23 protein-coding genes and 1 riboswitch are annotated in these 25,686 nt (G+C 70.8%); of the genes, 10 read left to right on the top strand and 13 right to left on the bottom strand.

Annotated features, from left to right (window positions below; all coding sequences use genetic code 11):
* Positions 1 to 138: 138 nt before the first annotated feature.
* Complete coding sequence (mnmA, locus tag C7444_RS18110) at positions 139 to 1,377, bottom strand: tRNA 2-thiouridine(34) synthase MnmA (RefSeq protein ID WP_110402267.1); 1,239 nt, start codon at positions 1,375 to 1,377, stop codon at positions 139 to 141.
* Between the two features lie 104 nt (positions 1,378 to 1,481).
* On the opposite strand from mnmA, the gene C7444_RS18115 reads away from it, so the two are divergent.
* From C7444_RS18115 to C7444_RS18135, 5 genes are all read left to right on the top strand, one after another.
* The gene (locus C7444_RS18115) at positions 1,482 to 2,609 is read left to right on the top strand and encodes a Re/Si-specific NAD(P)(+) transhydrogenase subunit alpha (RefSeq protein ID WP_110402268.1); all 1,128 of its coding nucleotides are present in this window, start codon (positions 1,482 to 1,484) and stop codon (positions 2,607 to 2,609) included.
* A gap of 2 nt (positions 2,610 to 2,611) precedes the next feature.
* A complete protein-coding gene (locus tag C7444_RS18120; protein ID WP_110402269.1) occupies positions 2,612 to 2,932 on the top strand; it encodes an NAD(P) transhydrogenase subunit alpha part 2 in 321 nt (106 codons plus the stop codon).
* On the top strand, positions 2,929 to 4,365 hold the full coding sequence (locus C7444_RS18125; RefSeq protein WP_110402270.1) for an NAD(P)(+) transhydrogenase (Re/Si-specific) subunit beta: 1,437 nt from the start codon (positions 2,929 to 2,931) through the stop codon (positions 4,363 to 4,365). Before C7444_RS18120 ends, C7444_RS18125 begins: the two co-directional genes overlap by 4 nt.
* A gap of 164 nt (positions 4,366 to 4,529) precedes the next feature.
* A complete protein-coding gene (locus tag C7444_RS18130; RefSeq protein ID WP_110402271.1) occupies positions 4,530 to 6,212 on the top strand; it encodes a long-chain-fatty-acid--CoA ligase in 1,683 nt (560 codons plus the stop codon).
* 39 nt (positions 6,213 to 6,251) lie between these two features.
* Positions 6,252 to 7,040 carry a 5'-methylthioadenosine/adenosylhomocysteine nucleosidase gene (locus C7444_RS18135; RefSeq protein WP_110402272.1) on the top strand — a complete coding sequence of 263 codons (789 nt, stop codon included), beginning with the start codon at positions 6,252 to 6,254 and terminating at the stop codon, positions 7,038 to 7,040.
* On the opposite strand, the gene C7444_RS18140 is transcribed toward C7444_RS18135, so the two are convergent.
* From C7444_RS18140 to metX, 3 genes are all read right to left on the bottom strand, one after another.
* The gene (locus C7444_RS18140) at positions 7,021 to 8,511 is read right to left on the bottom strand and encodes a M20/M25/M40 family metallo-hydrolase (protein ID WP_110402273.1); all 1,491 of its coding nucleotides are present in this window, start codon (positions 8,509 to 8,511) and stop codon (positions 7,021 to 7,023) included. The two genes, C7444_RS18135 and C7444_RS18140, sit on opposite strands and share 20 nt — an antisense overlap.
* A 64-nt stretch (positions 8,512 to 8,575) precedes the next feature.
* Positions 8,576 to 9,160: a methionine biosynthesis protein MetW gene (metW, locus tag C7444_RS18145; RefSeq protein WP_110402274.1), complete on the bottom strand. Its 585-nt coding sequence runs from the start codon at positions 9,158 to 9,160 to the stop codon at positions 8,576 to 8,578.
* On the bottom strand, positions 9,157 to 10,290 hold the full coding sequence (gene metX / locus C7444_RS18150; RefSeq protein ID WP_110402275.1) for a homoserine O-succinyltransferase MetX: 1,134 nt from the start codon (positions 10,288 to 10,290) through the stop codon (positions 9,157 to 9,159). The genes metW and metX overlap by 4 nt, the downstream gene beginning before the upstream one ends.
* A gap of 50 nt (positions 10,291 to 10,340) precedes the next feature.
* Positions 10,341 to 10,413: riboswitch (SAM riboswitch) on the bottom strand.
* A 108-nt stretch (positions 10,414 to 10,521) separates the two neighbouring features.
* Between metX and C7444_RS18155 the strand changes: the two genes are divergently transcribed.
* Positions 10,522 to 11,364, top strand: a complete 843-nt coding sequence (locus tag C7444_RS18155) for a sensor histidine kinase (RefSeq protein WP_146219439.1) — start codon at positions 10,522 to 10,524, stop codon at positions 11,362 to 11,364.
* Here the strand turns inward: C7444_RS18155 and C7444_RS18160 are convergent.
* The 8 genes from C7444_RS18160 to C7444_RS18195 form a co-directional block, all read right to left on the bottom strand.
* Positions 11,337 to 11,954, bottom strand: coding sequence for a glutathione S-transferase family protein (locus C7444_RS18160; protein WP_110402277.1), 618 nt, complete (start codon positions 11,952 to 11,954; stop codon positions 11,337 to 11,339). The genes C7444_RS18155 and C7444_RS18160 overlap by 28 nt on opposite strands.
* A gap of 111 nt (positions 11,955 to 12,065) precedes the next feature.
* Entirely contained in the window at positions 12,066 to 13,367 is a 1,302-nt protein-coding gene (locus tag C7444_RS18165; protein ID WP_245909629.1) for an amidohydrolase family protein, read from the bottom strand.
* Positions 13,368 to 13,370: 3 nt separating this feature from the next.
* Positions 13,371 to 14,963, bottom strand: a complete 1,593-nt coding sequence (locus C7444_RS18170; RefSeq protein WP_146219440.1) for a GGDEF domain-containing protein — start codon at positions 14,961 to 14,963, stop codon at positions 13,371 to 13,373.
* Positions 14,964 to 15,203: 240 nt separating this feature from the next.
* Entirely contained in the window at positions 15,204 to 15,842 is a 639-nt protein-coding gene (upp, locus tag C7444_RS18175) for a uracil phosphoribosyltransferase (protein WP_110402279.1), read from the bottom strand.
* A 39-nt stretch (positions 15,843 to 15,881) separates the two neighbouring features.
* The gene (locus tag C7444_RS18180; protein WP_245909630.1) at positions 15,882 to 17,153 is read right to left on the bottom strand and encodes a URC4/urg3 family protein; all 1,272 of its coding nucleotides are present in this window, start codon (positions 17,151 to 17,153) and stop codon (positions 15,882 to 15,884) included.
* Positions 17,146 to 18,438 (bottom strand): GTP cyclohydrolase II, encoded by a 1,293-nt coding sequence (locus C7444_RS18185; RefSeq protein WP_110402280.1) that lies wholly within the window; start codon positions 18,436 to 18,438, stop codon positions 17,146 to 17,148. Before C7444_RS18185 ends, C7444_RS18180 begins: the two co-directional genes overlap by 8 nt.
* Before the next feature lie 124 nt (positions 18,439 to 18,562).
* Positions 18,563 to 19,375, bottom strand: coding sequence for an HDOD domain-containing protein (locus C7444_RS18190; protein ID WP_170130799.1), 813 nt, complete (start codon positions 19,373 to 19,375; stop codon positions 18,563 to 18,565).
* Between the two features lie 96 nt (positions 19,376 to 19,471).
* Positions 19,472 to 19,717 carry a hypothetical protein gene (locus C7444_RS18195; protein WP_146219441.1) on the bottom strand — a complete coding sequence of 82 codons (246 nt, stop codon included), beginning with the start codon at positions 19,715 to 19,717 and terminating at the stop codon, positions 19,472 to 19,474.
* A 166-nt stretch (positions 19,718 to 19,883) separates the two neighbouring features.
* Here C7444_RS18195 and C7444_RS18200 point away from each other — a divergent pair, with 166 nt between their 5' ends.
* Positions 19,884 to 21,083, top strand: a complete 1,200-nt coding sequence (locus tag C7444_RS18200) for a zinc-binding metallopeptidase family protein (RefSeq protein WP_110402283.1) — start codon at positions 19,884 to 19,886, stop codon at positions 21,081 to 21,083.
* 3 nt (positions 21,084 to 21,086) lie between these two features.
* Here the strand turns inward: C7444_RS18200 and C7444_RS18205 are convergent, their stop codons facing one another.
* Positions 21,087 to 22,346 carry an NAD(P)/FAD-dependent oxidoreductase gene (locus C7444_RS18205; protein WP_110402284.1) on the bottom strand — a complete coding sequence of 420 codons (1,260 nt, stop codon included), beginning with the start codon at positions 22,344 to 22,346 and terminating at the stop codon, positions 21,087 to 21,089.
* A gap of 113 nt (positions 22,347 to 22,459) precedes the next feature.
* Between C7444_RS18205 and C7444_RS18210 the strand changes: the two genes are divergently transcribed.
* The 3 genes from C7444_RS18210 to C7444_RS18220 are packed head-to-tail and all read left to right on the top strand — an operon-like array spanning position 22,460 to position 25,686.
* The gene (locus C7444_RS18210) at positions 22,460 to 22,873 is read left to right on the top strand and encodes a TraR/DksA C4-type zinc finger protein (RefSeq protein WP_110402285.1); all 414 of its coding nucleotides are present in this window, start codon (positions 22,460 to 22,462) and stop codon (positions 22,871 to 22,873) included.
* A gap of 44 nt (positions 22,874 to 22,917) precedes the next feature.
* Positions 22,918 to 23,298: a hypothetical protein gene (locus tag C7444_RS18215; protein WP_110402286.1), complete on the top strand. Its 381-nt coding sequence runs from the start codon at positions 22,918 to 22,920 to the stop codon at positions 23,296 to 23,298.
* Between the two features lie 24 nt (positions 23,299 to 23,322).
* Entirely contained in the window at positions 23,323 to 25,686 is a 2,364-nt protein-coding gene (locus tag C7444_RS18220) for a patatin-like phospholipase family protein (protein WP_211317599.1), read from the top strand.

The raw sequence follows: 25,686 nt of genomic DNA on the forward strand, positions 1-25,686 counted from the left end.
CACCCGGTCCTTGTATTCCTTGCCGTATCGAGCCACGTCTTCTCCTCGTCTTCGCCCCCTCTTTGGGTTCTATCGACGCGGCAACTATTCTGACGTGAGGGGATCCCCACAGGGCGGCTCCACGCCGCCCCTCGGGCCTCACTCGATCATGCCTCCACCCAGGCACACGTCCCCGTCATACAGCACGGCCGACTGACCTGGCGTGACGGCCCAGTGGGGCTCCCGGAAGGTCAGCTGGAAGGTGTTCTCCCCTTCCCGCGCGCGATATTCACAAGCCGAATCGGCTTGCCGGTAACGTGTCTTGGCCGCGCAGGAATGCAGTTGCGGGGCCTGTCCGGCCACCCAGCTCGCATCGTTGGCGCGCAGTTCGTGCGACGTGAGCCAGGGGTGATCATGTCCCTGCACGACATAGAGCGTGTTGTTCGCCATCTCCTTGCGCGCGACGAACCAGGGTTCGTGATCACCGCCTCCGCGCGGGGCCTTGGCTTCCTTGACGCCCCCGATGCCGATGCCCTTGCGCTGTCCGAGCGTGTAGAAGCTCAGTCCGACGTGTTCGCCCAGCACCCGCCCACGATCGTCCCTGATCGGTCCGGGCTCCTTGCTCAGGTAGCGGTTCAGGAATTCCCGGAACGGGCGTTCGCCGATGAAGCAGATGCCGGTCGAGTCCTTTTTCCTCGCATTGGGCAGGCCGATCTGCTCGGCGATGCGCCGCACTTCGGTCTTGTGGATCTCGCCGATCGGGAAGATTGTGCGGGCCAGCTGGGCCTGGTTCAGGCGGTGCAGGAAATAGCTCTGATCCTTGGCGGGATCGATCCCCTTGAGCAGTTCGTGGCGATCGGTCAGCGGGTTGTGCCGCACGCGCGCATAGTGGCCGGTGGCGATGTGCCCGGCCCCCAGCCGGACGGCATGGTCAAGGAAGGCCTTGAACTTGATTTCCGCGTTGCAGAGGATGTCGGGGTTGGGCGTGCGCCCGGCGGAGTATTCCCGCAGGAACTCGGAGAACACCCGTTCCTTGTACTCGGCTGCAAAATTGACGTGCTCGAGGTCGATGCCGATGACATCGGCGACGGCCGCCGCATCGAGGAAGTCCTGACGCGACGAGCAGTACTCGCTGTCGTCGTCGTCTTCCCAGTTCTTCATGAAGATGCCGATGACCTCGTGGCCCTGCTGCTTGAGCATCCACGCGCTCACCGCGGAGTCCACGCCACCGCTGAGGCCGACCACCACCCGTTGTTTCATCATCGCTCGTGTTGTCCGATCAATCCGTGAACATACACGATTCGCCGGGTGTCCCCTCGTTGACCATGGCTTGAAGGACGAGTGTGCCCGACGGTGCTCGCCGATGCCACAGGCGGCCCGCGGCCCGGTGACACCCATGTCTGCTGAGCTGCGACAAGTGCGGGCAAACCTGATGCATGCGTTCGCTGTGCTTTCGCCGATTCTGTGCGAAGCTGAACTCACATGGAGTTGGAGGAGCAAACATGCTGATCGGAGTACCGCGAGAGGTGGCGGCGGGGGAGACCCGTGTGGCCGTGACGCCGGAGACGGCGAAGAAGCTGGCGGCACAAGGTCACCAGCTGGTGGTGGAGCGTGATGCGGGGCGCCTGGCCAGCGTGCCCGATTCGGCCTACGAGGCGGTGGGTGCACAGATCGCCGATGCGGCGCATGCCTATCGTGCCGACCTGGTGCTCAAGGTGCGTGCACCACAGGCTCACGAGCTGATCCTGCTGCGCGCCGGATCGACGATGGTGGGCATGCTCGATCCGTTCGATCGGGAGGGGCTGCAGCGCCTGGCTTCGGCCGGGGTCACCGGCTTCGCGCTGGAGGCCGCGCCACGCACGACGCGCGCCCAGAGCATGGACGTGCTGTCCTCGCAGGCCAACATCGCCGGCTACAAGGCGGTGATGCTGGCGGCGAACACCTACCAGCGCTTCTTCCCGATGCTGATGACGGCAGCGGGGACGGTCAAGGCCGCCCGCGTCGTGATCCTCGGGGTGGGTGTGGCGGGGCTGCAGGCCATCGCGACGGCCAAGCGCCTGGGGGCGGTCATCGAAGCTTCCGACGTGCGACCCTCCGTCAAGGAGCAGGTCGAGTCGCTGGGGGCGAAGTTCATCGACGTGCCCTACGAGACGGCCGAGGAGCAGGCCGCCGCCGAAGGGGTGGGGGGTTATGCCCGGCCCATGCCCCCCAGCTGGCTGGAGCGCCAGCAGCGTGAAGTGGCCAAGCGGGTCGCGCAGGCCGACATCGTCATCTCGACCGCGCTGATTCCGGGGCGTCCCGCCCCGACGCTGGTGACCGAAGCGATGGTGCAGGCGATGAAGCCGGGTTCGGTCATCGTCGACATCGCGGCCGGGCGCGGGCCGGGGGGTGGGGGCAACTGCCCGCTGACCGTGGCCGGCCAGACCGTTCAGGCGCACGGCGTCACGCTGATCGGCGAGACCAACCTGCCCGCCCTGGTCGCGGCGGACGCCTCGGCGCTGTACGCCCGCAACGTGCTGGACTTCCTCAAGCTGATCATCACCAAGGACGCCACGCTGCAGGTGCCGATGGACGACGACATCGTCGCGGCCTGCCTGATGACCCGTGACGGTCAGATCACCCGGAGCTGAACATGGATGCCGTTTCTCCCACCCTCATCAACCTGATCATCTTCGTGCTGGCGATCTATGTGGGCTACCACGTGGTCTGGACCGTCACGCCGGCGCTGCACACGCCGTTGATGGCCGTGACCAACGCGATCTCGGCCATCGTCATCGTCGGCGCCATGCTGGCGGCGGCCTTGACCGAGACCCCGACCGGCAAGGTCTTCGGCGTGCTGGCCGTGGCGCTGGCTGCGGTCAACGTGTTCGGCGGCTTCCTCGTGACCCGCCGCATGCTGGAGATGTTCAGGAAGAAGGACAAGAAGGCCGCGGCCGCAGGAGACAAGCAATGAGCATGAATCTGGTGACGCTGCTCTATCTGATCGCCAGCGTCTGCTTCATCCAGGCCCTGAAGGGCCTGTCGCATCCCACCACCTCGATCCGGGGCAACCTGTTCGGCATGGTCGGCATGACCATCGCCGTGCTGACCACGGCCGGCCTGATCCAGCGCCAGGCGGTGGCGCTCGACGTCGGCTTCGGTGACGGCCTGGCCTGGGTGCTGGGCGCACTGGTCGTGGGCGGGGCTGCCGGGGCCACGATGGCCCGGCGGGTCGAGATGACCAAGATGCCCGAGCTGGTCGCCTTCATGCACAGCATGATCGGCCTGGCCGCGGTCTTCATCGCGGTGGCGGCGGTGGCCGAGCCCTGGGCCTTCGCCATCACCACCAAGGGGGGCGAGATCCCGGGTGGCAACCGCATCGAGCTGGGCCTGGGTGCCTTCATCGGCGCGGTCACGTTCAGCGGCTCGGTGATCGCCTTCGGCAAGCTCAGCGGCAAGTACAAGTTCCGGCTGTTCCAGGGCGCGCCGGTGGTCTTCGCCGGCCAGCACAAGCTCAACGCCGCGCTGGGCCTGGCCTCGCTGTTCTTCCTGTTCGGCTTCTGGCACAGCCAGAGTCCGCTGGACTTCGGCCTGGTCTGCGCGCTGGGTCTCGTGATGGGCGTGCTGATCATCATCCCCATCGGCGGGGCCGACATGCCCGTGGTGGTGTCGATGCTGAACAGCTACTCGGGCTGGGCCGCGGCGGGCATCGGCTTCTCGCTGAACAACTCGATGCTGATCATCGCCGGCTCGCTGGTCGGCAGCTCGGGCGCCATCCTCTCGTACATCATGTGCAAGGCGATGAACCGCTCGTTCTTCAACGTGATCCTGGGCGGCTTCGGCGGGGATGCCGCCGCGGCCACCGGCGGCAAGGCCGAGCAGCGTCCGGTCAAGAGCGGCAGTGCCGACGATGCGGCCTTCATCCTGGGCAACGCCGAGACGGTGGTGATCGTGCCGGGCTACGGCCTGGCGGTCGCGCGGGCCCAGCACGCGGTCAAGGAACTGGCCGAGAAGCTCACGCACAAGGGCATCACGGTGAAGTACGCGATCCACCCGGTGGCCGGACGCATGCCGGGCCACATGAACGTGCTGCTGGCCGAGGCCGAGGTGCCCTACGACCAGGTCTTCGAGATGGAGGACATCAACGGCGAGTTCGGCCAGGCCGACGTGGCCATCATCCTGGGCGCCAACGACGTGGTGAACCCGGCCGCGCTGACCAAGGGCACGCCGATCTACGGCATGCCCATCCTGGAGGCCTACAAGGCCAAGACCATCATCGTCAACAAGCGCTCGATGGCGGCAGGTTATGCCGGCCTGGACAACGAGCTGTTCTACATGGACAAGACGATGATGGTGTTCGGGGATGCGAAGAAGGTGGTGGAGGACATGGTCAAGGCCATCGAGTGAACCCGTTGCCGTCCTGAATCCATGCCGGCAGACATGCCTGAAGGGCCGCCTCGTGCGGCCCTTTGTCGTGCGGTCTGGGATTAGAGTCCAGCCTCCAGCGCTGGCATCCCCCAATGACCGGTCCGCCGGGTCACGTGAGAATCGGTCGCAGACAGGAGATATCCATGGAGAAGATCTGGCTGAAGCACTATCCCGCAGGCGTGCCTGCGGAGATCGAGGCCGACCGCTATGCCTCGCTCGTCCAGTTGATGGACGAGAGTTTCACGACCCATCGTGATCGTGCGGCCTACCGCTACATGGGCCAGACGTTCAGCTATGGCGAGGTGGCCGAGCAGTCGCGCGGGTTCGCGGCCTGGCTGCAGGGCCAGGGCATCGGGCGAGGCGACCGGGTGGCGCTGATGATGCCCAACGTGCCGCAGTACCCGGTGGCCGTCGCGGCGGTGCTGCAGCTCGGCGCGGTGGTGGTCAACGTGAACCCGCTCTACACCGCGCGCGAACTGGAGCACCAGCTGCTCGATGCCGGTGCCACGGCCATCGTCATCCTCGAGAATTTCGCCCAGACCCTGCAGCAGGTGCGCAGCCGCCTGCCGGCGCTGCGCACGGTGGTGCTGTGCTCGATGGGCGAGATGCTGGGCTTTCCCAAGGCCCTGATCGTCGACCTGGTCGTGCGCAAGGTGCGCAAGCTGGTGCCGGCCTTCGACCTGCCCGAGGCCGTGCGCTTCAAGGCGGCCCTGGCCCGGGGGCGCACGATGGTGCTGAGACCCGCCGTGGTCGGCCCCGACGACATCGCCGTGCTGCAGTACACCGGCGGCACCACCGGGGTCAGCAAGGGCGCGGTGCTGCTGCACCGCAACCTGGTGGCCAACGTGCTGCAGTGCGAGGCCTGGTATCGGCCCGCGCTCGAGCGCATCGACCCCGACGAGCAGATCACCCAGGTCTGCGCGCTGCCGCTCTATCACATCTTCGGCTTCAACACGAACATGATGCTGGGCATGCGGGTGGGCGCCTGCAACGTGCTGATTCCCAATCCGCGTGACCTGCCGGCCCTGCTCAAGGAGCTGGTGGGCGTGCGCTTCCACACCTTCCCGGCGGTCAACACGCTGTTCCAGGCGCTGGCGAACCACCCGGACTTCAGCACGGTGGACTGGTCGCACCTGAAGATCTCCGTCGGCGGGGGCATGGCGGTGCAGCAGGCCACGGCCAGGCTCTGGCTGCAGAAGACCGGCTGCGCGATCTGCGAGGGTTACGGCCTGTCCGAGACCTCGCCGACCGTGGCCTGCAACCCGACGACGAGCAGCAGCTTCAGCGGCTCGATCGGCCTGCCGCTGCCCGGCACGGAGCTGAGGCTGCTCGACGACGAAGGCCGGGAGATCGCGCCGGGCTCGCCGGGCGAGATCGCCGTGCGCGGGCCGCAGGTGATGGCCGGCTACTGGCAGCGTCCCGACGAGACCGCCAAGGTGATGACCGCCGACGGTTTCTTCCGCACCGGTGACATCGGCCTGATGGACGAGCGGGGTTACTTCCGCATCGTCGACCGCAAGAAGGACATGATCCTGGTGTCCGGTTTCAACGTCTATCCGAACGAGATCGAGGACGTGCTGACCCAGATGTCCGGGGTGGCCGAGTGTGCGGTGGTCGGCGTGCCCGATGAGCGCACCGGCGAGGCGGTCAAGGTGGTCATCGTGCGCAGGGAGGCCGGACTGACCGAGCAGGCCGTGCGGGCCTACTGCGAGCAGAACCTGACCGGCTACAAGCGCCCCAAGGTGGTCGAGTTCCGCGACGACCTGCCCAAGACGCCGGTGGGCAAGGTGCTGCGCCGGCAGTTGCGCACGCCCACGCCGGCCTGACGTACGCTCGCGGGTGGATTCCACCCACCGAGCTCGACCATGCCCATCGCCCGTACCGCCATCGTCAGTGCCATGCAGGAGGAGCTGGCCGCCGTGCTGGCGCTGGCCGGCGATCTCGAGGTCCATGAACATGCCGGCCGGCGCTTCCACCGCGGCGAGCTGCAGGGCGAGCCGGTCGTGCTGGTGCTGTGCGGCATCGGCAAGGTGGCGGCCGCGACCACGGCCACGCTGCTGGCCGAACGCCATGGCGCGGACCGGCTGGTCTTCACCGGGGTGGCCGGCGGCCTGGGCGAGGGCGTGTGCATCGGGGACGCCGTGCTGGCCACCGAGCTGGTGCAGCACGACATGGACGCCCGCCCGCTGTTCCCGCGCTACGAGGTGCCGCTGACCGGCCGCTCGCACTTTCCCGCCTGCGCCACGCTGAACGCCGAGCTGGCGCAGGCCACCCGGACCGTGCTCGATCGCCCCGCGCACTGGGGTGACGAGGCGATCGCGCTCGGCGTGCGCACGCCCCGGCTGCACCACGGGCTGGTGCTCAGCGGCGACCGCTTCGTCTCGACTCGTGAAGAAAGCGCGGCCCTGCGCACGGCCCTGCCGGCGGCCCTGGCCGTCGAGATGGAAGGCGCCGCGCTGGCCCAGGTCTGCCACGACCTCGGGCTGCCGTTCGCGGTGCTGCGCACCATCTCCGACCGGGCCGACGACACCGCCCACCTCGATTTCGGCCGGTTCATCCAGGCCGTGGCGGCGCAGGCCAGTGCCGCCATCATCGACACCTGGCTGAAGGCGGCGCCACGCCGCCGGGCCGTGCTCAGGGATGGGCGGCGATGACGTCGGCCACGGCGGCGGTCAGCCGCTTGGCGTAGGGCAGGTGCAGGAACTCGTTCGGGCCGTGGGCATTGCTCTTCGGGCCGAGCACGCCGCAGACCATCATCTGGGCCTTCGGGAAGCCCTGCTGCAGCAGGTTCATCAGCGGGATCGTGCCGCCCTGGCCGATGAAGGCCAGCGGCGCGCCGTAGTGCGCCCGCGAGGCGCTGTCCATGGCGCGCTCCAGCCATGGTGCCAGGCTCGGGGCGTTCCAGCCGGTCGCGCCACCGCCGAGGCGGTCATCGGCCTCGAAGGTGACCCGCGCGTTGTAGGGCGCATCCAGCTCCAGCAGCTGCTTGAGGGCCTGGCAGGCGGTCGAGGCCTCGACCAGCGGCGGCAGGCGCAGGCTGAGCTTGAACGCGGTGAACGGCCGCAGCACGTTGCCGGCCTGGCCGAGGCCGGGAAAACCGTCGGCACCCGTGACCGACAGCGTCGGTCGCCAGGTGCGGTTGAGCAGCGCTTCGGTCGGGTCGGTGGTGGTCGGCAGCGTCGCTCCGCCGTCGGCACCGCAGGCCCAGGGATAACGTTTCCAGACCTCGTCGCCGAGGATCAGCGCGGTGTCGCGGGCCTGGCGCAGCCGGTCGCCGGGCACCTCGCAATGGAAGACGCCGGGCAGCAGGCGCCCGGTCGCGCTGTCCTCCAGCCGGTCGAGCACCTGGCGCAGGATGCGGAAGCTCGAGGGCACCAGCCCGCTGGCGTCCCCCGAGTGCACCCCTTCTTCCAGCACCTCGACCTTCAGCGTGCCGGTCACGTTGCCGCGCAGCGAGGTGGTCAGCCAGAGCTGGTCGTAGTTGCCGGCGCCCGAATCGAGGCAGACCACCAGGCTGACCTCGCCCAGACGCCCGCCGAGGGCGTCGATGCAGGCCGGCAGGTCGTGGGAGCCGCTCTCCTCGCAGGTCTCGATCAGCCCGACGATGCGGGGATGGGCGCGGCCCTGCCGCTTCAGCGCCTCGATCGCGGTGATGCTGGCGTAGACCGCATAACCGTCGTCGGCGCCGCCGCGGCCGTACAGCCGGTCCTGGTCGATCACCGGCGTCCAGGGACCGAGGTCGGAGCGCCAGCCGCTGAACTCGGGCTGCTTGTCGAGGTGGCCGTACATCAGCACCGTGGGCGCCGGCCCCGGGTCGGTCGACGGGGCCGTGGCCGGCACCTCGAAGAACAGCACCGGGGTGCGGGGCCGTCCGGCCGCGTCGACCAGGCGGATCACCTCCAGCGTCAGGCCGGGCACCCGGCGCGACTCGACCCATTCGGCCGCCCGTCGCATCACCGTCTCGATGTGGCCGTGGGCCACCCAGTCGGGGTCGAACATCGGGCTCCTGGCCGGGATCTCGATGTACTGGCGCAGTTGCGGGATCAGGTCCTCGTCCCAGCGCTGGTTCACCCAGGCGGCAAGCGTGTCGGCGTCCGGGGCGGGCAGGCGGTCAGGTGCGTTCATCGTGGCGACTCCAGAGGCGGCGGATCAGGTCCGCCGCCAGTTTATGCCGCCTCGGCCGCCGGGTTCAGGCGCGCTCGAACTTGAACACCGCGGTGCTGGCCAGCAGGTTCGGCAGGTGGCGCACGACCTGGCCCTCATGCAGCCCGAAGGACTCGAGGATGCGCAGCCCGCACTGGCCGGCCAGCACCTCGAAGTCCTTGAACGTGCCCACGCGGATGTTGGGCGTGTCGAACCACTGGTAGGGCAGCGCCTTGGTCACCGGCATGCGCCCGCGCATCACGCTCAGGCGGTTGGGCCAGTGCGCGAAGTTCGGGAAGGCGACGATGCCGATGCGTCCGACCCGGGCGGTCTCGCGCAGCATCGCCTCGGTGTTGCGCAGGTTCTGCAGCGTATTGAGCTGCAGCACCACGTCGAAGCTGCCGTCCTCGAACAGGCTCAGGCCTTCCTCGAGGTTGCGCTGCAGCACGTTGACGCCGCGCTTGACGCAGTCGAGCACCTTGGCATCGTCCAGCTCCACGCCGTAGCCGACGCAGCCGCGCTCGCGCGCCAGCAGGGCCAGCAGGCCGCCGCCGCCGCAGCCGAGGTCGAGCACGCGGCTGCCCGGGGGCACCAGCGAGGCGAACACGTTCATGCTGTCGTGCTGGCTCATGCGCCGACCTCCTGGGCGATGCGCTCGAAATAGGCCCGCACGACCCCGTGGTAGCGCGGGTCGTCGAGCAGGAAGGCGTCGTGGCCGTGGGGGGCGTCGATCTCGGCGTAGCTCACGTCGCGGCGGTTGTCGACCAGCGCCTTGACGATCTCGCGCGAGCGCAGCGGCGAGAAGCGCCAGTCGGTGGTGAAGCTGACCACGAGGAAGCCGGCCTGGGCGCGCGCCAGCGCGCGCGACAGGTCACCGCCGAACGCGCGGGCCGGATCGAAGTAGTCCAGCGCCCGCGTGATCAGCAGGTAGGTGTTGGCGTCGAAGTACTCGCTGAACTTGTCGCCCTGGTAGCGCAGGTAGCTCTCGATCTGGAACTCGATGTCCTGGGTCGAGTAGGCCAGCTCGGCCGCGCGCAGCTCGCGGCCGAACTTGGCCTCCATCGAGTCGTCCGACAGGTAGGTGATGTGGCCGATCATGCGGGCCACCCGCAGGCCGCGCTTGGGCAGCACGCCGTGGGCGTAGAAGTGGCCGCCGTGGAAGTCGGGGTCGGTCACGATGGCGCGCCGTGCCACCTCGTTGAAGGCGATGTTCTGCGCCGACAGGTTGGGCGCACTGGCCACCACCACGGCATGGCGCATGCGGTCGGGATACTGCAGCGTCCACGACAGCGCCTGCATGCCGCCCAGGCTGCCGCCCAGCACGGCCGCGAGCCGGCGGATGCCCAGCCGCTCGAGCAGCCGTGCCTGGGCGTCGACCCAGTCTTCCACCGTCACGACCGGGAAGTCGGCGCCGTAGGGGCGGCCGGTGTCGGGGTTGTCGTGCATCGGCCCGGTCGAGCCGAAGCACGAGCCCGGGTTGTTGACGCAGACGACGAAGAAGCGGTCGGTGTCCAGCGGCTTGCCGGGGCCGATCAGGTTGTTCCACCAGCCCTCGCTCTTCGGGTCGTCGGCGTGCACGCCCGCCACGTGGTGGCTGGCATTCAGCGCGTGGCAGACCAGCACGGCATTGCTGCGGTCGGCGTTGAGCGTGCCGTAGGTTTCGTAGACGAGGTGGTAGTCCCGCAGTGACGCGCCGCTGCGCAGTGGCAGCGCCTCGTCGAAATGCATCTGCAGGGGAACGACGGTGCCGAGTGACGCCATGCTTGCCCAAAAAACAAAAACCGGCTCCACCTGCAGAGGTGAACACCGGTCGATTCGGGTGCCCCTCTTTAGCGGAATTTCTAAAGCGCCCGCAAGCCGGACCAAATCGGCGCTGAAATCGCAGTGTAGCGCGGCTCGAGGGTCCCCGATGCGGGGGGCTTCCCCCCGAGGACCAGGGTGCCCCCGGAGCCTGGGATGGGCCTGGAGAGCGGGCTGCGGACAATCCGCACGATGCCTTGTCTGTCTGCCTTCTTCTTTCCGGGAGCGCTGGAAGTGTCCGGTCCGCCGTCACGTGAACGTCCGTCGACCGCACGGGCGGCCGTGTCGCATCGGCTGCGGTCCTGGTGTGCGGCCGCTCGTGGCCTGTGGCGGCGCCGGCGCGGGGCCGGGCCGGAGGTCACCACGCCGGCGCCGCTCGAGGCGCAGGGCTCGGCGCTGTCTCCCCACGAACTGCTGCGAGATGTCCAGGACGGGCTGGGCGCGCGGCTGAGTCGCCTCGCCGGTGCGGCGGGCCATGCCGGGCGGCCCGAAGGGGCCCTCGGACGTGATCTGGAGGCCAGCCGGTTCGAGATGCGGGTGCTGGGTCATGCCGCGCAGCGCTCCATGCTGACGCTGGACGAGCCGCTCGGCTGGCTGCACGAACAGGTGCAGCAGGCCTTGTGCGATCGTGGCCTGGTGCTGCACTGGCAGGTCGATGAGCGGGTGGCGCAGCTGGCGCTGCCGGTGCGCGACACGCTGGCCCTGCTGTGGATCGCCCGCGAGGCGCTGGACAACGTGGTCCTGCATGCCCATGGCGCGGTGTCCGCCCGTTTCGGGCTGGAGCTGACCTGCGGCGAGACCGGCTGCCACCTGCGGCTGAGCGTCGAGGACGACGGCCGCCCGAACGCGGTCATCGGATCGGTGGCGCGTTTCCATCCGGGGCGTGGCCTGGCCCGGGTGCAGCGTCAGGCCACGGCACTGGGGGCCCAGCTGGTGGTCGGGCCGGAGGCGCAGGGCTGGACGCTGGAGATCGGCCTGCCGCTGGAGCCGGCCGATCGTTGCCAGGTTCAGGCGCGTGGGGGCTCGGTCGCCTGAAAGCTCGGGCGCAGCGCCAGCTTGTCCGACAGGCGGGCCAGGTTGGGATGGCGGCTGCGCCAGTCGATCTCGGGGAAGCGGAAATCCAGGTACTGCAGCGCGCAGCCGGCGGCGATGTCCGCCAGCGACAGGTAGAGACCGCAGCACCAGGCCTGCTCGCCGAGCGAGGTGCTCATGGTCTGCACGCTGGCGCGCACCTTGCCCAGCTGGCGGTCGATCCAGGCCTGGCTGCGCTGGCCGTCATTGCGGCCGGGCCAGGTGGCCTCCAGCCGCGCGAGGATGGCGGCGTCGAGCAGGCCGTCCGACAGCGCTTCCCAGGTGCGCACGACCGCCCGCTCGCGGCCCTTTTCAGGGATGAGCCGGCCCACCGGCGACAGGGTGTCGACGTATTCGACGATCACCCGGGAGTCCTGCAGCACCTCGCCGCCTTCCAGCACCAGGCAGGGCACCTTGCCCAGCGGGCTGGTCGCCTGGTCCTGCGGCTGGGCCCAGACGTCTTCCAGCTCCAGCTTGTAGTCGAGTTTCTTCTCGGCCAGCACGATGCGGACCTTGCGGACGTAAGGGCTGGTCAATGATCCGATGAGTCGCATGGAGAGGGCAGTGTCCGGGGGTCGCGGTGCGACGTGAACCACGATTCTACCGGCAGGGTCAGGGTCGACCCGCCCCCCTCGGCGGGGTCTGCCGGTACCGTCGTGAACGTGTCAGCGTGCGAGGGTCCAGTCGACCCGGGACGGCCGTCCGGGCAGATCGAGGCAGCTCTGCACCGGGGCGGTGCGTGCGACGATGCGCCCGCGCCGGGCCACGAGCAGGCGGGCCGACCGCAGCCGCAGCGCCTCCACGCAGGAGCGGGCCTGCAGCAGCACGAAATCGGCATGGCAGCCGGGCTCGAGCCCGTAGCCGTCCAGGCCGAGGATGCGGGCACTGTTGACCGTCACCGCGTCGAAGCAGGCCTGCATCTGCGCCTGCGAGGTCATCTGCGCGACATGCAGGCCCATCTGGGCCACCTCGAGCATGTCGCCCGAGCCGAGGCTGTACCAGGGGTCCATCACGCAGTCGTGCCCGAAGCCCACGTTCACGCCGGCGGCCATCAGTTCGGGCACCCGGGTCATGCCGCGGCGTTTCGGGTAGCTGTCGTGCCGACCCTGCAGCGTGATGTTGATCAGCGGGTTGGCCACCGCGTGCACGCCGGCTTCGGCGATCAGCGGCAGCAGCTTGGACACGTAGTAGTTGTCCATCGAATGCATCGAGGTCAGGTGCGAGCCCGTCACCCGCCCCTGCAGGCCCAGCCTCAGCGTCTCGGCGGCCAGCGTCTCGATGTGGCGCGACAGCGGGTCGTCCGATTCGTCGCAGTGCATGTCCACCCGCAGGCCACGCTCGGCGGCCAGCGTGGTCAGCAGCTTCACGCTCTCGGTGCCGTCGGCCATCGTGCGTTCGAAATGCGGGATGCCGCCGACGACGTCGACGCCCAGGTCCAGCGCCCGCTTCAACTGGGCCAGCGCGCCCGGCGAGCGCAGCAGGCCGTCCTGTGGAAACGCCACCAGCTGCAGGTCGATCCAGGGCCTCACCTGCTCACGCACCGCCAGCAGCGCCTCGACCGCCAGCAGGCGCGGGTCGCAGATGTCGACATGGGTGCGGATGGCCAGCAGGCCCCTGGCCACCGCCCAGTCGCAGTACTGCAGGGCGCGCTCGATCAGGGCCTCGGCGGTCAGCAGCGGCTTGAGCTCGCCCCACAGCGTGATGCCCTCGAGCAGCGTGCCGCTGCGGTTCACCCGCGGCAGGCCGTGGCTCAGCGTCGCATCCATGTGGAAATGCGCGTCGACGAACGGCGGGCTGAGCAGCCAGCCGTCCGCGTCGACCTGCTCGCAGCCTTCGGGCGCGGGCAGGCCCGGGCCCAGCGCGGCGATGCGGCCGTCGAGGGCCAGCAGGTCGATGCCCTGGCGCCCGTCGGGCAGGCAGGCGTTGCGGATCAGCAGCGGGCGAGGGGCGTCGGGCGGGGTGGGCACGGTTCAGGCGGTCTGGGGCTGAGGTTCGGGGGCGGTCCGACCGGCCGAACGCACCTCCTGGCAGCGCTGCATCAGCAGCGTCAGCGTGTCGTTCGGGCGGGCCTGCGTGTGGCCGGTCTGCAGCTGCACAAGCAAACCGCCGGCCAGCACCGACCAGTCCTCGCTGGCCAGGTGCTGGCGCACCCGTTCGGCGACACGCTCCAGGTCCTCGCCCCCCGACCGGTGCAGCAGCACCGCGAGCTCGTCGAGGCTCCAGCGCGCCGGCAGGTCACCGGCGCGCAAGGCCTGGCGCAGCAGCATCGCCGCCCGGCCCAGCGTGCGGTCACGCACCTGCGCGCCCTGCTGTTCGCCCACGTCGGCCAGGCCGGCGATGCGCACGGTCAGCACGGCGCAGCGCTGCCGAGACAGGTCCAGACCCTGCAGGGCCTCCTCGCCACGCTGCACGAACTGCTGGCGGCTGATCACGCCGGTGAAGGGGTTGTCGAGCAGCCACGACGAGGCGCCCGACCCCGTGCCCGTGTGCTCGCGGTGCTGCAGCTGGAATTCCAGGATGTGCTGGCGCAGCGGGCGTGCCAGCTGGCTGGCCAGCAGCCGGGCCTGCCAATCCTCTTCCAGCACCGCCATCGCCTCGTCGAGGCGGCCGAGCTGGGTGAGCCAGCGGGCGCGCCGGCGGGTGCCGAATTCGGCCAGCGTCTGGTGGTGCAGCGTCCGCGCGGCCTCGACCCAGTTGCGCGCGCCGGCCACGGCGAGGTCGATCGTGCCCTGGGCGGCAGCGAGTTCCACTTCCGTCCAGTCGGCCAGCAGGTTGAGCCAGGCCCGGCCGGCGCTGCGCTCCTGGTGCAGCACGCTCACCCCCTCGAGCGCGAGGTCGAGCCGGCCTTCCCAGCAGTCCAGCAGCGTGCCGATGATGCCCAGCAGGCGGTGGTCGGTGGGCGACGGTGCCGGTCCGTCCGGCGCCGTGCTCCGGGCCCGCGCGGCCGCCAGCGTGTGGCGCAGCTCCTCGAGGACCGGGCCGGCCTGGCCGGCGGCCAGGTCGTGCACCACCGCGATCGCGGCGATCGCCGCCTGCAGGATCAGGAAGTGCAGCTCCCAGTCGCCGCGCTGCAGCTGCCGGGCCACGGTCAGCCCCAGTTCGGTGCAGCGGCGTGCATGGCGGGTGTCGCCTTGCCAGGCGCAGGCGAGCGATTTCTGGTCGAGCACCTGCAGGCGCAGCAGCTCATGGCCTGAGCGTTCGGCCCACACCGCGGCCTGATGCGCCGCGGCGATCGCCTCGTCATGGCGGCCCAGCGCGCTGGCGGCCGCACAGATGCAGGCCAGCGCACGGATCTCGGTCGGGTGGCCATCGGTGGCCTGCGTGGCCCGGCGGGCGAGCTCGGCCGACCAGCGTGCCGCCGTCAGGGCCTCCTCGCTGTTGGACTCGCGCTGCAGGCACTGGGCGATCCACAGCACGGCCCGGGCCTCGGCCGCGGTGTCACCCAGTTCGGTGGCGCCTTGCAGCATCTGGCGGGCGCACTGCATGCAGCGGTCCCAGCGGCCTTGCCGCCAGTGGCCCAGGCAGGCGTGATCGAGCTCTTCCGGATTCAACAGTCGGGTCATTCCCGCTACTCCATGGTGACGACGCACTGATGCCGGCCAGATCGATGTGAAAAAACCAGACAGTCCCGATCGAGTATGCAGCGAACCGTTCTGGTGCAGGCCGTCAATCGTGACGGCGAGGCGGCGGGGGTTTCCCGGGGCCCCTGAATGAGGGGGTCGTCGACCGGTGCTGCGCCGTCCAGGCGCAGCGGGTGCGGGCTGCCCGCGAGCCCCCGGGCGGCCCGGCCCGGGGAGCCGGCCTCACTTGGTGCCGAACATGCGGTCGCCCGCGTCGCCCAGGCCCGGCACGATGTAGCCGTGTTCGTTGAGCTGGCGGTCGATCGCGGCGGTGTAGATCGGCACGTCCGGATGGGCGGCCTGGAAGGTGCGGATGCCCTCGGGCGCCGAGACCAGGCTGACGAAGCGGATCGAGCGGGGTCGGGTCTCCTTGAGCCGGTCCACGGCCGCCACCGCCGAATTGCCGGTCGCCAGCATCGGATCGAGCACGATGGCGTCCCGCTCGTGCATCTCGCCGGGCATCTTGAAGTAGTACTCCACGGCCACCAGCGACTTCGGGTCGCGGTACAGGCCGATGTGGCCCACGCGAGCCCCCGGCACCACGTCGAGCATGCCGTCGAGGAAACCGCTGCCGGCCCGCATGATCACCACGAACACCGTCTTGCGGCCTTCGATCACCGGGCTGAGCATGGTCTCGAGCGGGGTCTCGATCTCGGTCAGCGTGGTGGGCATGTCACGCGTCACCTCGTAGGCCATCAGCTTGCTGATCTCGCCGAGCAACCGGCGGAAGCTGCTGGTCGAGAGGTCTTTCTGGCGCATCAGCGTGAGCTTGTGCTGAACCAGCGGATGGGTGATGACGCGCACGTCGGGGAAGTCGCTCATCGTCGCTCCTGTGTCGAAATAAGGGTCGGTCTTGCGCCGTCAGAACACGGTGCCGTCGCTGTCGATCTGCACCGGAGGTGCCCCGCCGGGGCGCCGTTCGGCGGCGATCTGGCGCCCGGCGGCCCAGCTGCCGCCTTCGAGCATGCAGGCCAGCGGCAGCGCCTCGGCCGAGGCGCCCAGCTCGGCTCGCACCCGCGGAGCCAGCTCGTCGAGCAGCGTGATCGTCAGCGCACGCCACTCGATCACCCACGGATCGGCCGGGCTCAGGGGCCGGGACATCACCTCGGGCCGCAGCGGCACGAGCACGCCGGCGTCCAGCAGCAGGCCGCCGTTGCGGTATTCGGGCAGGCCGGTCAGCTCGTCGAGGCCGGCCACGGCGATGCCGGACCACTCGAACGGCTCCAGCAGCGAGTAGCTCAGCCACTGCGACAGCTTGTGGAACGGCACCCAGCCGGCCGCGACCTCGTCGGCGGCGCCTGCATGGGGGTGGGGCCAGACATCGCCCAGGGCCTCGCCGTCGATCCACTGGCCGCTCGGCCAGATCGTGCTGAAGGCGTCGAGCAGCTCGGCCAGCAGCTCGCGGGCCGGCAGCGTCGGCACGGCGGGGTCCCGGGCGGCGGCCCGGGCGCTCAGGCGATCGAACATCCGCCCGGGGCGGCCGTCGGCGCCGAAGCGTGCGGGCTGCGCCGCCAGGGCCTGACCCAGGCCGTGCATCAGCGCGACCCGGCCGTCGAGACCGACCAGCGGGTTGAGGTCGCTGACCTGGAAGATGGCCGCCAGCGTGCCGGCGTCGAGCGTGAGCAGGCCCCGGGCATCGACCTGGCAGGGGCGCTCAGGGTCCGACGAGAACGCGCCGCCGAGGAAGGCCCGGAACGTGGCCACCGCCAGTCCCTCGGAGCGGCCGAACGACCGGCCCGACGCCTCCTCGTGGCAGGTCCAGCCGGCACCGGCGCCGGCGTCGAGCAGCACGCTGACCAGCGTCAGGTCGATGCGCGCCCGTGCCAGCTCGGCCGTGCCGGCGCCTGCCAGCAGGGTGTCGAGCTCGTCCTTGCGGTCCACGCCACCAGCCTCGAAATGGCGCCAGCGGCTGTGATACGGGATCTGCAGGTCCGGGAAGTGCTGCCGGGTCAGCTGCGCGATGCGCTGCGCCACGGCCGGCAGCTGGCGGCGGTCGATGCGGAAATGCGCCGAATGGCCGGCGTCCACCGCCGCGGTGATCTGGCGGCAGCGCCGGCGGATGGTGGCCGGATCGCGCAGCAGGCCGGTCAGGGTGCCCGGGTCGCGGGCGACGAGGGTGTCGGTGTCAGTCAAGGCCGCGCCCCTTCACGCCGGCCAGGTCGGACTCGGTGGGCACGCTGCCGTCGGTGAAGTAGCCGGCGGCGATCTTGGCCTCGATCTCGACCCGTGCATCGGCCGGCACCAGGGCGTCGGGGATCTTGATGCGCTCGCCCACCTCGATGCCGCTGCCGGTGATGGCGTCGTACTTGTCGTTGCTCATCGACACCAGCCGGTGGATCTTCTTCACGCCCAGCCAGTGCAGCACGTCGGGCATCAGCTCCTGGAAGCGCATGTCCTGCACCCCGGCCACGCACTCGGTGCGCAGGAAATACTTGTCGGCCGAGTCCCCGCCCACCTGGCGCTTGCGGGCGTTGTAGACGAGGAACTTGGTCACCTCGCCCAGCGCCCGGCCTTCCTTGCGGCTGTAGGCGATCAGGCCGACGCCGCCTTGCTGCGCGCCCTGGATGCACTCCTCGATCGCGTGCGTCAGATAAGGCCGGCAGGTGCAGATGTCCGAGCCGAACACGTCCGAGCCGTTGCACTCGTCGTGGATGCGGGCGGTCAGCGTCACCTCCGGGTTGGCCAGGTCACGCGGGTCGCCGAAGATGTAGAGGGTCTGGCCGCCGATGGGTGGCAGGAAGACCTCGATGTCGCTGCGCGTGACCAGCTCGGGGTACATGCCCCCGGTCTCCTCGAACAGCGTGCGGCGCAGCTCGCCCTCGCTGACGTTGAAGCGCCTGGCCACGCCCGGCAGCCACCACACCGGTTCCAGCGCGACCTTGGTGACCACGGCCGAGCCGTTGTCGAGCAGCACGCGGCCGTCCGGCCTGAGCCGCAGGAAGGCCATGGCCTGGCGGATCTCGGGCAGGTCGATGTGGGCCTTGGTGACCGCGATCGTCGGGCGGATGTCGTAACCCTGCGCGATCTGCGCGGCGTAGACCGAGGCGACGGTGGCGCCCCAGGGGTCGATCGACACGATGCGGTCGGCGTCGGCCCACTGCGGGTGGGGGCCGACCACGTCGGTCGGCGAGGTGTCGGTCAGGTCGGCGCGGTGGCCACGCTCGAGGTTGCCGGCCGCGACGGCCAGCGCACGGTAGACGCCGTAGCTGCCGCTGTGCGTGCCGATCACGTTGCGCTGGCTGCGGTGGGTCGTGGTGCCCACGACCGGTCCGCGCTCGATCGGGTCGGCGGCGCCCCAGCGGATCGTCGGCGCTCCAGCCGAGCCCTGGCCGGGGTGCGAGGTCAGGCGGATGTGCTGGCGGGGCGCGGGCACGGCGGCCGCGGGGCTGTCGGTGGGAAGGACGGCGTCGGGGGCCATGGATGCTCCTGGTCTGATGGGCTGGGGGGCAGGGTCGATCCGGGATCTGCTGGAGCACAGGGGTCTAGCAAGGTGCGCGCCGGGTGCTTGGGGGCCGGGCGGGCCGCAGCGTGGCGCGGGCGGGTCATGCCGGGGCCAGCGCGGTGAGCAGCCGCTCCCAGGGGCGGGCGAGGGCGCCCTCCAGCGTGTCGCCGGTGCAGCCGGAGCCGGGCGTGTGCGTGGCGACGGCCTCGGGCAGCGTGCGGCCCGACAGCAGGTCGTCGACGATCAGGCCCAGCGTGAGCAGCCGCCGGGCGGGACTGCCCGGCGCGGCGGCGAGTTCGGCCGGATGGGCGTGGTCGCGCACGTAGCGCACGACGTCGCCGGCCAGGCCCCAGGCGGCGCAGAGCGCACTGCCGTAGGCGGCATGGGTGACGCCGTACTGCTGCTGCTCGGCCTCGGCCAGTTGCAGCCGGTCGTGGCCATGGGCCTGCAGCAGCTCGGCATACGGTGTCTTCAGCTTGACCAGCAGCACGGCCTGGCCGCTGCGGGCGAACAGGCCGGCGGTGTGGGCCTGCAGCGGGTCCAGCCCGAGCGCCATCGCGCTGCGGCCCATCAGCAGCCCGGCCTGGCTCGAGCGGGTCCAGATCGCCTCCATCGCCGGCGTGGGCACGAAGGCCGCCCGCAGCGCGATCTCGAAGGTGATGGCGGCGACCTCCCGCGTGCCAAGGTAGCGCACCGCCTCGCCCACCGTCTCGACCCGCCGCAGCAGGCCGAACATCGCGGAGTTGACCGTGCGCACCACGGCCGAGGCCAGGGCCATGTCGGCCTCGACCAGCGCGGCGATGTCGCCGATCGTGCTGTCGGCGCGGTTCAGCAAGGCCAGCAGCTCCACCAGGGTGAGCGGCCGGGCGGGCAGGTCGACGTCGAGGTTGCGCAGGTCAAGGGCCGGGTTCATCGTGGTCATTGCAACAGATTGCCGGCCCCCCTGGGGCCCCTGGCCGAGCGGGGCGGGCGCCCGGCGCCACATCGGTCACGGCCGGGCGGGCGGCGCTCAGGCGTTGCCATTGCGGATCAGGGCGATGAAGTCCTCCGGCGCCATGCCCAGGGGCAGCAGGTGTTCGGTGATCTCCATGCCGGTGGACGGCTCGAGGGTCGCCTCGAACCACTGCCAGTCCGAATCCTGGCCGGTGTCGGGCGCACCGCCGCCCGGCGGGGGCGGCAGCAGCAGGCGATCCAGTGCCGGATCGAACCGCATGACCTCGAGCATGAATTCGCTCAGTGGCATGACTTGAGCCATGGATGTGTCTCCCCGGTGGCCGCGCCGTCGTCGACGTGCGGTGCATGTGGCGTACTTTGCGCGCGCCCTCCGGGGCTGTCATCACCCGGAGGGGGGAACCCGTGGGGGAGGGGCCGCTCAGAATCGGGGCCGAGGGCGCATCGATCGCCCGAGCCGAGGGAGTCCGATGAACAGTTTCCTGGCCGCCTTGCGGCGGCAATTCAGTGCGGTCCTGGACGCGTCGCGCTCGCCCGCGGCACCGGCCCGGTCGATGACGCGGGGGGCACGCTCGTTCCACTGCGTCTGCGGCCAGGCGGTCTTCTTCGACAACAGCCGCTGCCTGGCCTGCGGCCGCGAGCTGGGCCTGGTCGTGTCCCTGCGTCGCGTGGTGTCCCTGCAGGTCCGGGGCGAGGGGCTCGAAGGGCTGGGCGAGGCGGCCGGCCAGCGTTTCGTGCGCTGCGACAACAGCCGGCTGGCGGCGGCCTGCAACTGGCTGATCCCCGCGGCCGAGCGCGACGGCCGGGGCCGGCGGCCGCTGCACTGCGCGGCCTGCCGGCTCAACCGCACGATTCCGGACCTGGCGCTGCCCGCCAACGCGCAGGCCTGGGCCCGCATCGAGGCGGCCAAGCGCCGGCTGGTGTCGCAGCTGCTGGGCCTGGGGCTGCCGGTCGCGTCACGCCTGCCCGATGCCGGCGCCGAGGACCTCGAGCGGGGGCTGGCCTTCGACTTCCTGCGCGAGTGGCCGGGCGGGCCGCCGGTGCTGACGGGCCATGCCGGGGGCATCATCACCCTCGATGTCGAGGAGGCCGACGACGTCGAGCGTGAGCGGACCCGCACCCTGCTGCACGAGCACTACCGCACCGTGCTGGGTCATCTGCGCCATGAGGTGGGGCACTACTACTGGGACCGGCTGGTGGCCGACGGCCCCTGGCTGGAGGCGTTCCGCACGCTGTTCGGCGACGAGCGGGTGTCCTACCGCGACGCGCTGCAGCGCCACTACGACCAGGGACCGACCCCCGACTGGCCGCAGCGCCACGTCAGCGCCTATGCCAGCAGCCACCCCTGGGAGGACTGGGCCGAGACCTGGGCGCACTACCTGCACATCACCGACGGGCTGGACACGGCGCTGAGCTTCGGACTCGACGCGGGGGATGTGCGGCTGGACCTGACGCCGTTCCCGGCCTCGGCGCTGGACACGGCGGACCCGGCGTTCCTGCAGCTGATCAACGCCTGGGTGGAGCTCAGCGGCGTGCTGAACGAGGTGGCCCGCAGCCTGGGCCAGCCCGACCTCTATCCTTTCGTGCTGGGCGTGCCTGCGGTGCGCAAGCTGCACCTGGTGCACCGGGTGGTGCAGGCGCAGGCGCTGCAGGCCGGTCGTGCAGACTGAGCCTCAGCCCGTCAGCAGGCGCAGCAGGCCGCGGGCCGAGATCAGGTGGCCCGGATTGCTGGTCTCGTTGAGCACCCCGCTCATGCGCTGCAGCAGCCGCGGGCTGCGACGGGCCCGCCAGATCACCAGATCGGCCAGCCAGGGGTGGGCGTTGACCCGGTTGGCACGTTCGTACAGCGCGAACTTCGGGCGCAGCGTGTCGAGCCGGCGTTCGTAGTCGGCCAGGGTGGCGTGGTCATCGGTGCCGGCGCCGAGCAGGGTGTCGGCGGCCATCAGGCCGGTTTCCAGCGCCTTGCCGATGCCCTCGCCGGTGAAGTCGTAGGTCGAGCCCAGCATCTCGCCGGTGGCCAGCAGGCCGGGGCGGCCGCTGCGGGCGCCGCTCAGCGTGCAGCGCAGCGGCGCGCCCCGGAGTTCGCCCTGCATCGTGCCTCCGTCCATCAGGGCCCGGGCCGGCTCGTAGAGGCGGGTGAAGGCGTCGAAGACCTCGCGCAGGTTGGCGTCGGCCGCGCGGTCCCGCTCCCGGGTGTCCCCGCGCCGGAAGAAGGCGCCCACGCCGATGTTGTAGACGTCGCCGCCGCACGGGAAGATCCAGCCGTAGCCCGGGCGCAGCGCCCGATGCCAGACCACGTCCATCGTGCGGTGCGACTCGGCCAGGCCCGGGTGGTGCACATAGGCGCGCAGCGCCACGCCGCTGGGCGTGCGGCGGTCGCACAGGCCCGTGCGGGCCAGCGCGGGCACGTGCGCCCCGGTGGCCATCACCACCCAGCGGGTGTGCACCTCGCGGGTCTGCCCGCCGTGCACCAGCCGGGCGCCGACGACCTGGCCGTCCTGCTCGATCAGCGACTCGAAGCGCGCCGGGGTCAGCACCCGCGCGCCGCTGCGTCGCGCGTGGCGGCAGAGCAGGGCGTCGAGCCGGCGCCGCGGCAGCACCGCGAGCGTGCCCGGCACGTCCACATGGCCGCCTCGCGGGGCCACGCAGCGCACGTGGCTGACGGCGTGGGCGTGGCGCATCACCTCGTCGAGCACGCCCAGGCGCTGCAGCGCCTGGTGGGCGTCTGGGATCAGGCCGTCACCGCAGACCTTGTCGCGCGGGAAGTCGTGCTGGTCGACCAGCCAGACCTCGTGCCCCGCCCGCGCCAGGTGGGCGGCGCAGGCGCTGCCGGCCGGGCCGGCCCCGACCACGAGCACCTCGCAGCGCGCGGGCAGGGCCGGCTCGGAGGGCACGGCGAGATCGTCGTCGGGGGCGTCAGCAGGGGAGCTCATGCCCGAATTCTAGGCAAGAGGAGGGGATTGATGCCTGTCAAGCCGGCCCGGCCGGCGCAGTGACACGATGCAGTCATGCGCTGCGCAGCGTCGATTTCGTCAGGAGATGCACCATGACCACCGTACTCGACCCCCCTCGCCGCGCAGCCCTGCGTCAGGCCCTGCTGCAGCAGCGCGAGGCGCTGCTGGACCGGATGGCCACCCACCAGGGTGACACCACCCGCATCCAGCATGCCCGCGAGGTGCTGGAGCAGGCCCAGGAGGACGGCCGTGCCGCCGACGCCGACCGGGAGGTCGATCTCGTGCTGACCGACCACGACCGGCTCAACCTGGCCCACCTCAGCGCCGCCCTGCAGCGCATGGACCATGAAGGTTATGGCGTCTGCGTCGACTGCGGCTGCGAGATCGCCTTCGAGCGCCTGCTGGCCCAGCCGCAGGCCCTGCGCTGCGTGCCGTGCGAGCAGCGGCACGAGGGCAGCCAGGCCGGCGGCCGCGGCTTCCCGGGCCACCGTCCGGCCACGCTCTGAATTTCCCTCCCACCCGGTTTTCCCACCCGAAAAGGACCTGCTTCATGACCACTTTCCACGCTGTCGTCTGGATGGACCACCAAGGCGCCCATGTCCTGCAGTTCGACGAGGACCATGTCCAGACCCAGCTCGTCAAGGCGCACAGCCACCACCTGCGCCACCACGCCTCCGATGCCCGGGCCGAGCGCGAGTTCTTCGAGGCCGTGGCCCAGGCGGTCACGGGGGTCCAGGAGGTGCTGCTGGTCGGTCCGGGCCAGGCGCGCGACGAGTTCCGCAAGTTCTGCGTCGAGCGCCATGCCGCCGTGGCCGGGCACATCGTCGACAGCCTGCCGGCCGATCACCCGACCGACCACCAGCTGGTGGCGCTGGCGCGCAAGTTCTTCGCCAAATATGACCTGATGGCCGCAACGACCACCGTCGCCTGATCCCTCTGCTTGCACAATCGGCCCATGAATGGGCCGATCCGTCCTTGTCTCCCGTGGCTGCGGTCCGGTCTGGCCGTGCTGGCGTTCGTGCTGGCCGCCGCGGCCCCCGTGCGGGCCCAGTCGACGGATGCCCTTCCCCTGCCGCCCGAGGCGGCCGCCTCCGCCCCCCCGGTGCCGCCGGGCCGGCCGCGCGTCGGACTGGTGCTGTCCGGTGGCGGCGCGCGCGGCCTCGCGCACGTGGGCGTGCTCAAGGTGCTCGAGCGTGAGCGGGTGCCGGTCGACCTGATCGCCGGCACGTCGATGGGCGCCATCATCGGCGGGCTGTACGCCAGCGGCATGGACGCGGCCGAGCTGGAGCGTGAGCTGTCCACCCTCGACTGGGTCGGCCTGTTCGCCAACCGGCAACCGCGTGAACGCCTGGCCCAGCGCCGCAAGGAAGAGGACTTCGAGATCTCGCCCGCCCTCGAGGCCGGGCTGAGCCGCAGCACCGGCGAGCTGATGCTGCCGCTGGCCTCGGTGTCCAGCCGCGGGCTGGAGCTGCTGCTGCGCCGCTACACGCTGCCGGTGCGGCAGGTGCGTCGCTTCGACGAGCTCCGGGTGCCGTTTCGCGCCGTGGCCACCGACATGGAGACGGGCGAGGCGGTGGTCTTCGGTGCCGGCGACCTGTCCCAGGCCCTGCGCGCGAGCATGTCGGTGCCGGGCGTGTTCCCGCCCACCGAGGTCGACAACCGCATCATGGGCGACGGCGGCCTGGTCAACAACCTGCCGGTCGACGTCGTGCGCGCGATGGGTGCGGACATCGTCATCGCCGTCAACATCGGCACGCCGCTGGGTGCGCGCGACTCGCTGGGCACGGTGCTCGGGCTGACCAGCCAGATGATCAACATCCTGACCGAGCAGAACGTGCAGCGCTCGATCGCCAGCCTGCAGCCCGGGCGCGACGTGCTGATCGCGCCGGCGCTCGGCCGCCTCACGTCGGGGGATTTCGAGAAGGCGGCCGAGCTGATGCGCCTGGGCGAGCAGCAGGCGCTGGCGCTGCTGCCCCGCCTGGCGGCGCTGTCGCTGTCGCCCGAGCAGTGGGCGGCGTGGCGGCAGTCGCGCCCGCAGGTCGCCACGGCGCCGGTGCCCGACATCGTCTCGGTGCGTTTCGAGGGCAGCGACGAGACCCGCCCCGAGCATTTCGCCGGCGTGCTGACCAGTCAGCCGGGCCAGCCCTTCCGGGTGGCGGCGGCCGAGCAGGACAGCCGCATCCTGGCGGCCACCGGCGATTACCTGCACACCGACTACCGCCTCGAGGACCTGCCCGCCGGCACCGGCCTGGTGTTCCAGCTCGAGGAAAAGCCCTGGGGGCCGAACTATTTCCGCCTCGGCCTGGACCTGGTCAGCGACTTCGCCGGGCGGGGCGACTTCAACATCAAGCTCAGCCACAACCGCCACTGGCTCGACGACAACGGCTCCGAATGGCGCAACCGCGTCCAGATCGGCTCGGTGCCCCGCTGGTTCAGCGAGTGGTACCGCCCGCTGGGGCCGCAGCGCAGCCGGGCGAGCGACTGGTTCGTCTCCGTCCACGGCGACGCCGAGCGTCGCCGCCAGACCGCCTATGCACCGCTGGCCGCGGGCGAGGACGGTGGCCAGGCGGTGGTGCAGGGCCGTTACGTGCGTGGCCTGGTCCGGCTGGGGGTCGACGTCGGCCAGCCGCTGGGCGTGATCGGCGAGTGGCGCCTGGGCCTGCTGCGCGACGGTCTGCGCTACACGCCCGAATTCATCGCCGGCACCGACGTCAGCGCCGAGGCGCTGTCCCCACGCGACGTGGAGGAGAGCTCGCTGCGGCTGGCGCTGATGCTCGACACGCTGGACCACGTCAGCTTCCCGCGTGCGGGCTGGCGGCTCAAGATGGTGGCCCAGGCCGGTCGGCGCCGCGGGCTGGGCACGCTGGTGGCGGGCGGGCGCGAGGACTTCCAGCGCTACGAGATCGATGCCACCCATGTCGTCAGCCTCGGCCGGCAGACCGTGGACGCCACGGTCAAGCTGCGCGAGGCCCACCAGACGCTGGCGGGCGGGCTCGGCCACTACACGCTCGGCGGCTTCCACAACCTGTCGGGCTACCGGGCCGACCAGCTGTCGGGCAACCAGGTGCTGCTCGGCCGGCTGACCTACACGCTGCGGCTCAACCAGCAGCCGGTGCTGACGCGCGGCTTCTTCGCCGGGGCGACGCTGGAAGCGGGCAATGCCTGGAGTTCCAGCGGGTCCGCCCTGCGGGTCAACGACCTGCGCTGGGGCGGGTCGCTGTTCCTCGGGGCCGACACCGGCCTGGGGCCGCTGTACTTCGGCTTCACCTGGGCGCCGCTGGGCAGCGGCGGGGTCTACCTGCTGCTCGGCCGGCCCTGA

It is taken from the genome of Sphaerotilus hippei (assembly GCF_003201595.1).
In the GTDB taxonomy this organism is placed as follows: domain Bacteria; phylum Pseudomonadota; class Gammaproteobacteria; order Burkholderiales; family Burkholderiaceae_C; genus Sphaerotilus; species Sphaerotilus hippei.

What these genes read in the sequence shown, in the direction of transcription:
- mnmA (WP_110402267.1), bottom strand. Translation starts at nt 1,377, where the DNA reads ATGGGTGTCACCGGGCCGCGGGCCGCCTGTGGCATCGGCGAGCACCGT.
- C7444_RS18115 (WP_110402268.1), top strand. Translation starts at nt 1,482, where the DNA reads ATGCTGATCGGAGTACCGCGAGAGGTGGCGGCGGGGGAGACCCGTGTG.
- C7444_RS18120 (WP_110402269.1), top strand. Translation starts at nt 2,612, where the DNA reads ATGGATGCCGTTTCTCCCACCCTCATCAACCTGATCATCTTCGTGCTG.
- C7444_RS18125 (WP_110402270.1), top strand. Translation starts at nt 2,929, where the DNA reads ATGAGCATGAATCTGGTGACGCTGCTCTATCTGATCGCCAGCGTCTGC.
- C7444_RS18130 (WP_110402271.1), top strand. Translation starts at nt 4,530, where the DNA reads ATGGAGAAGATCTGGCTGAAGCACTATCCCGCAGGCGTGCCTGCGGAG.
- C7444_RS18135 (WP_110402272.1), top strand. Translation starts at nt 6,252, where the DNA reads ATGCCCATCGCCCGTACCGCCATCGTCAGTGCCATGCAGGAGGAGCTG.
- C7444_RS18140 (WP_110402273.1), bottom strand. Translation starts at nt 8,511, where the DNA reads ATGAACGCACCTGACCGCCTGCCCGCCCCGGACGCCGACACGCTTGCC.
- metW (WP_110402274.1), bottom strand. Translation starts at nt 9,160, where the DNA reads ATGAGCCAGCACGACAGCATGAACGTGTTCGCCTCGCTGGTGCCCCCG.
- metX (WP_110402275.1), bottom strand. Translation starts at nt 10,290, where the DNA reads ATGGCGTCACTCGGCACCGTCGTTCCCCTGCAGATGCATTTCGACGAG.
- C7444_RS18155 (WP_146219439.1), top strand. Translation starts at nt 10,522, where the DNA reads ATGCCTTGTCTGTCTGCCTTCTTCTTTCCGGGAGCGCTGGAAGTGTCC.
- C7444_RS18160 (WP_110402277.1), bottom strand. Translation starts at nt 11,954, where the DNA reads ATGCGACTCATCGGATCATTGACCAGCCCTTACGTCCGCAAGGTCCGC.
- C7444_RS18170 (WP_146219440.1), bottom strand. Translation starts at nt 14,963, where the DNA reads ATGACCCGACTGTTGAATCCGGAAGAGCTCGATCACGCCTGCCTGGGC.
- upp (WP_110402279.1), bottom strand. Translation starts at nt 15,842, where the DNA reads ATGAGCGACTTCCCCGACGTGCGCGTCATCACCCATCCGCTGGTTCAG.
- C7444_RS18185 (WP_110402280.1), bottom strand. Translation starts at nt 18,438, where the DNA reads ATGGCCCCCGACGCCGTCCTTCCCACCGACAGCCCCGCGGCCGCCGTG.
- C7444_RS18190 (WP_170130799.1), bottom strand. Translation starts at nt 19,375, where the DNA reads ATGAACCCGGCCCTTGACCTGCGCAACCTCGACGTCGACCTGCCCGCC.
- C7444_RS18195 (WP_146219441.1), bottom strand. Translation starts at nt 19,717, where the DNA reads ATGGCTCAAGTCATGCCACTGAGCGAATTCATGCTCGAGGTCATGCGG.
- C7444_RS18200 (WP_110402283.1), top strand. Translation starts at nt 19,884, where the DNA reads ATGAACAGTTTCCTGGCCGCCTTGCGGCGGCAATTCAGTGCGGTCCTG.
- C7444_RS18205 (WP_110402284.1), bottom strand. Translation starts at nt 22,346, where the DNA reads ATGAGCTCCCCTGCTGACGCCCCCGACGACGATCTCGCCGTGCCCTCC.
- C7444_RS18210 (WP_110402285.1), top strand. Translation starts at nt 22,460, where the DNA reads ATGACCACCGTACTCGACCCCCCTCGCCGCGCAGCCCTGCGTCAGGCC.
- C7444_RS18215 (WP_110402286.1), top strand. Translation starts at nt 22,918, where the DNA reads ATGACCACTTTCCACGCTGTCGTCTGGATGGACCACCAAGGCGCCCAT.
- C7444_RS18220 (WP_211317599.1), top strand. Translation starts at nt 23,323, where the DNA reads ATGAATGGGCCGATCCGTCCTTGTCTCCCGTGGCTGCGGTCCGGTCTG.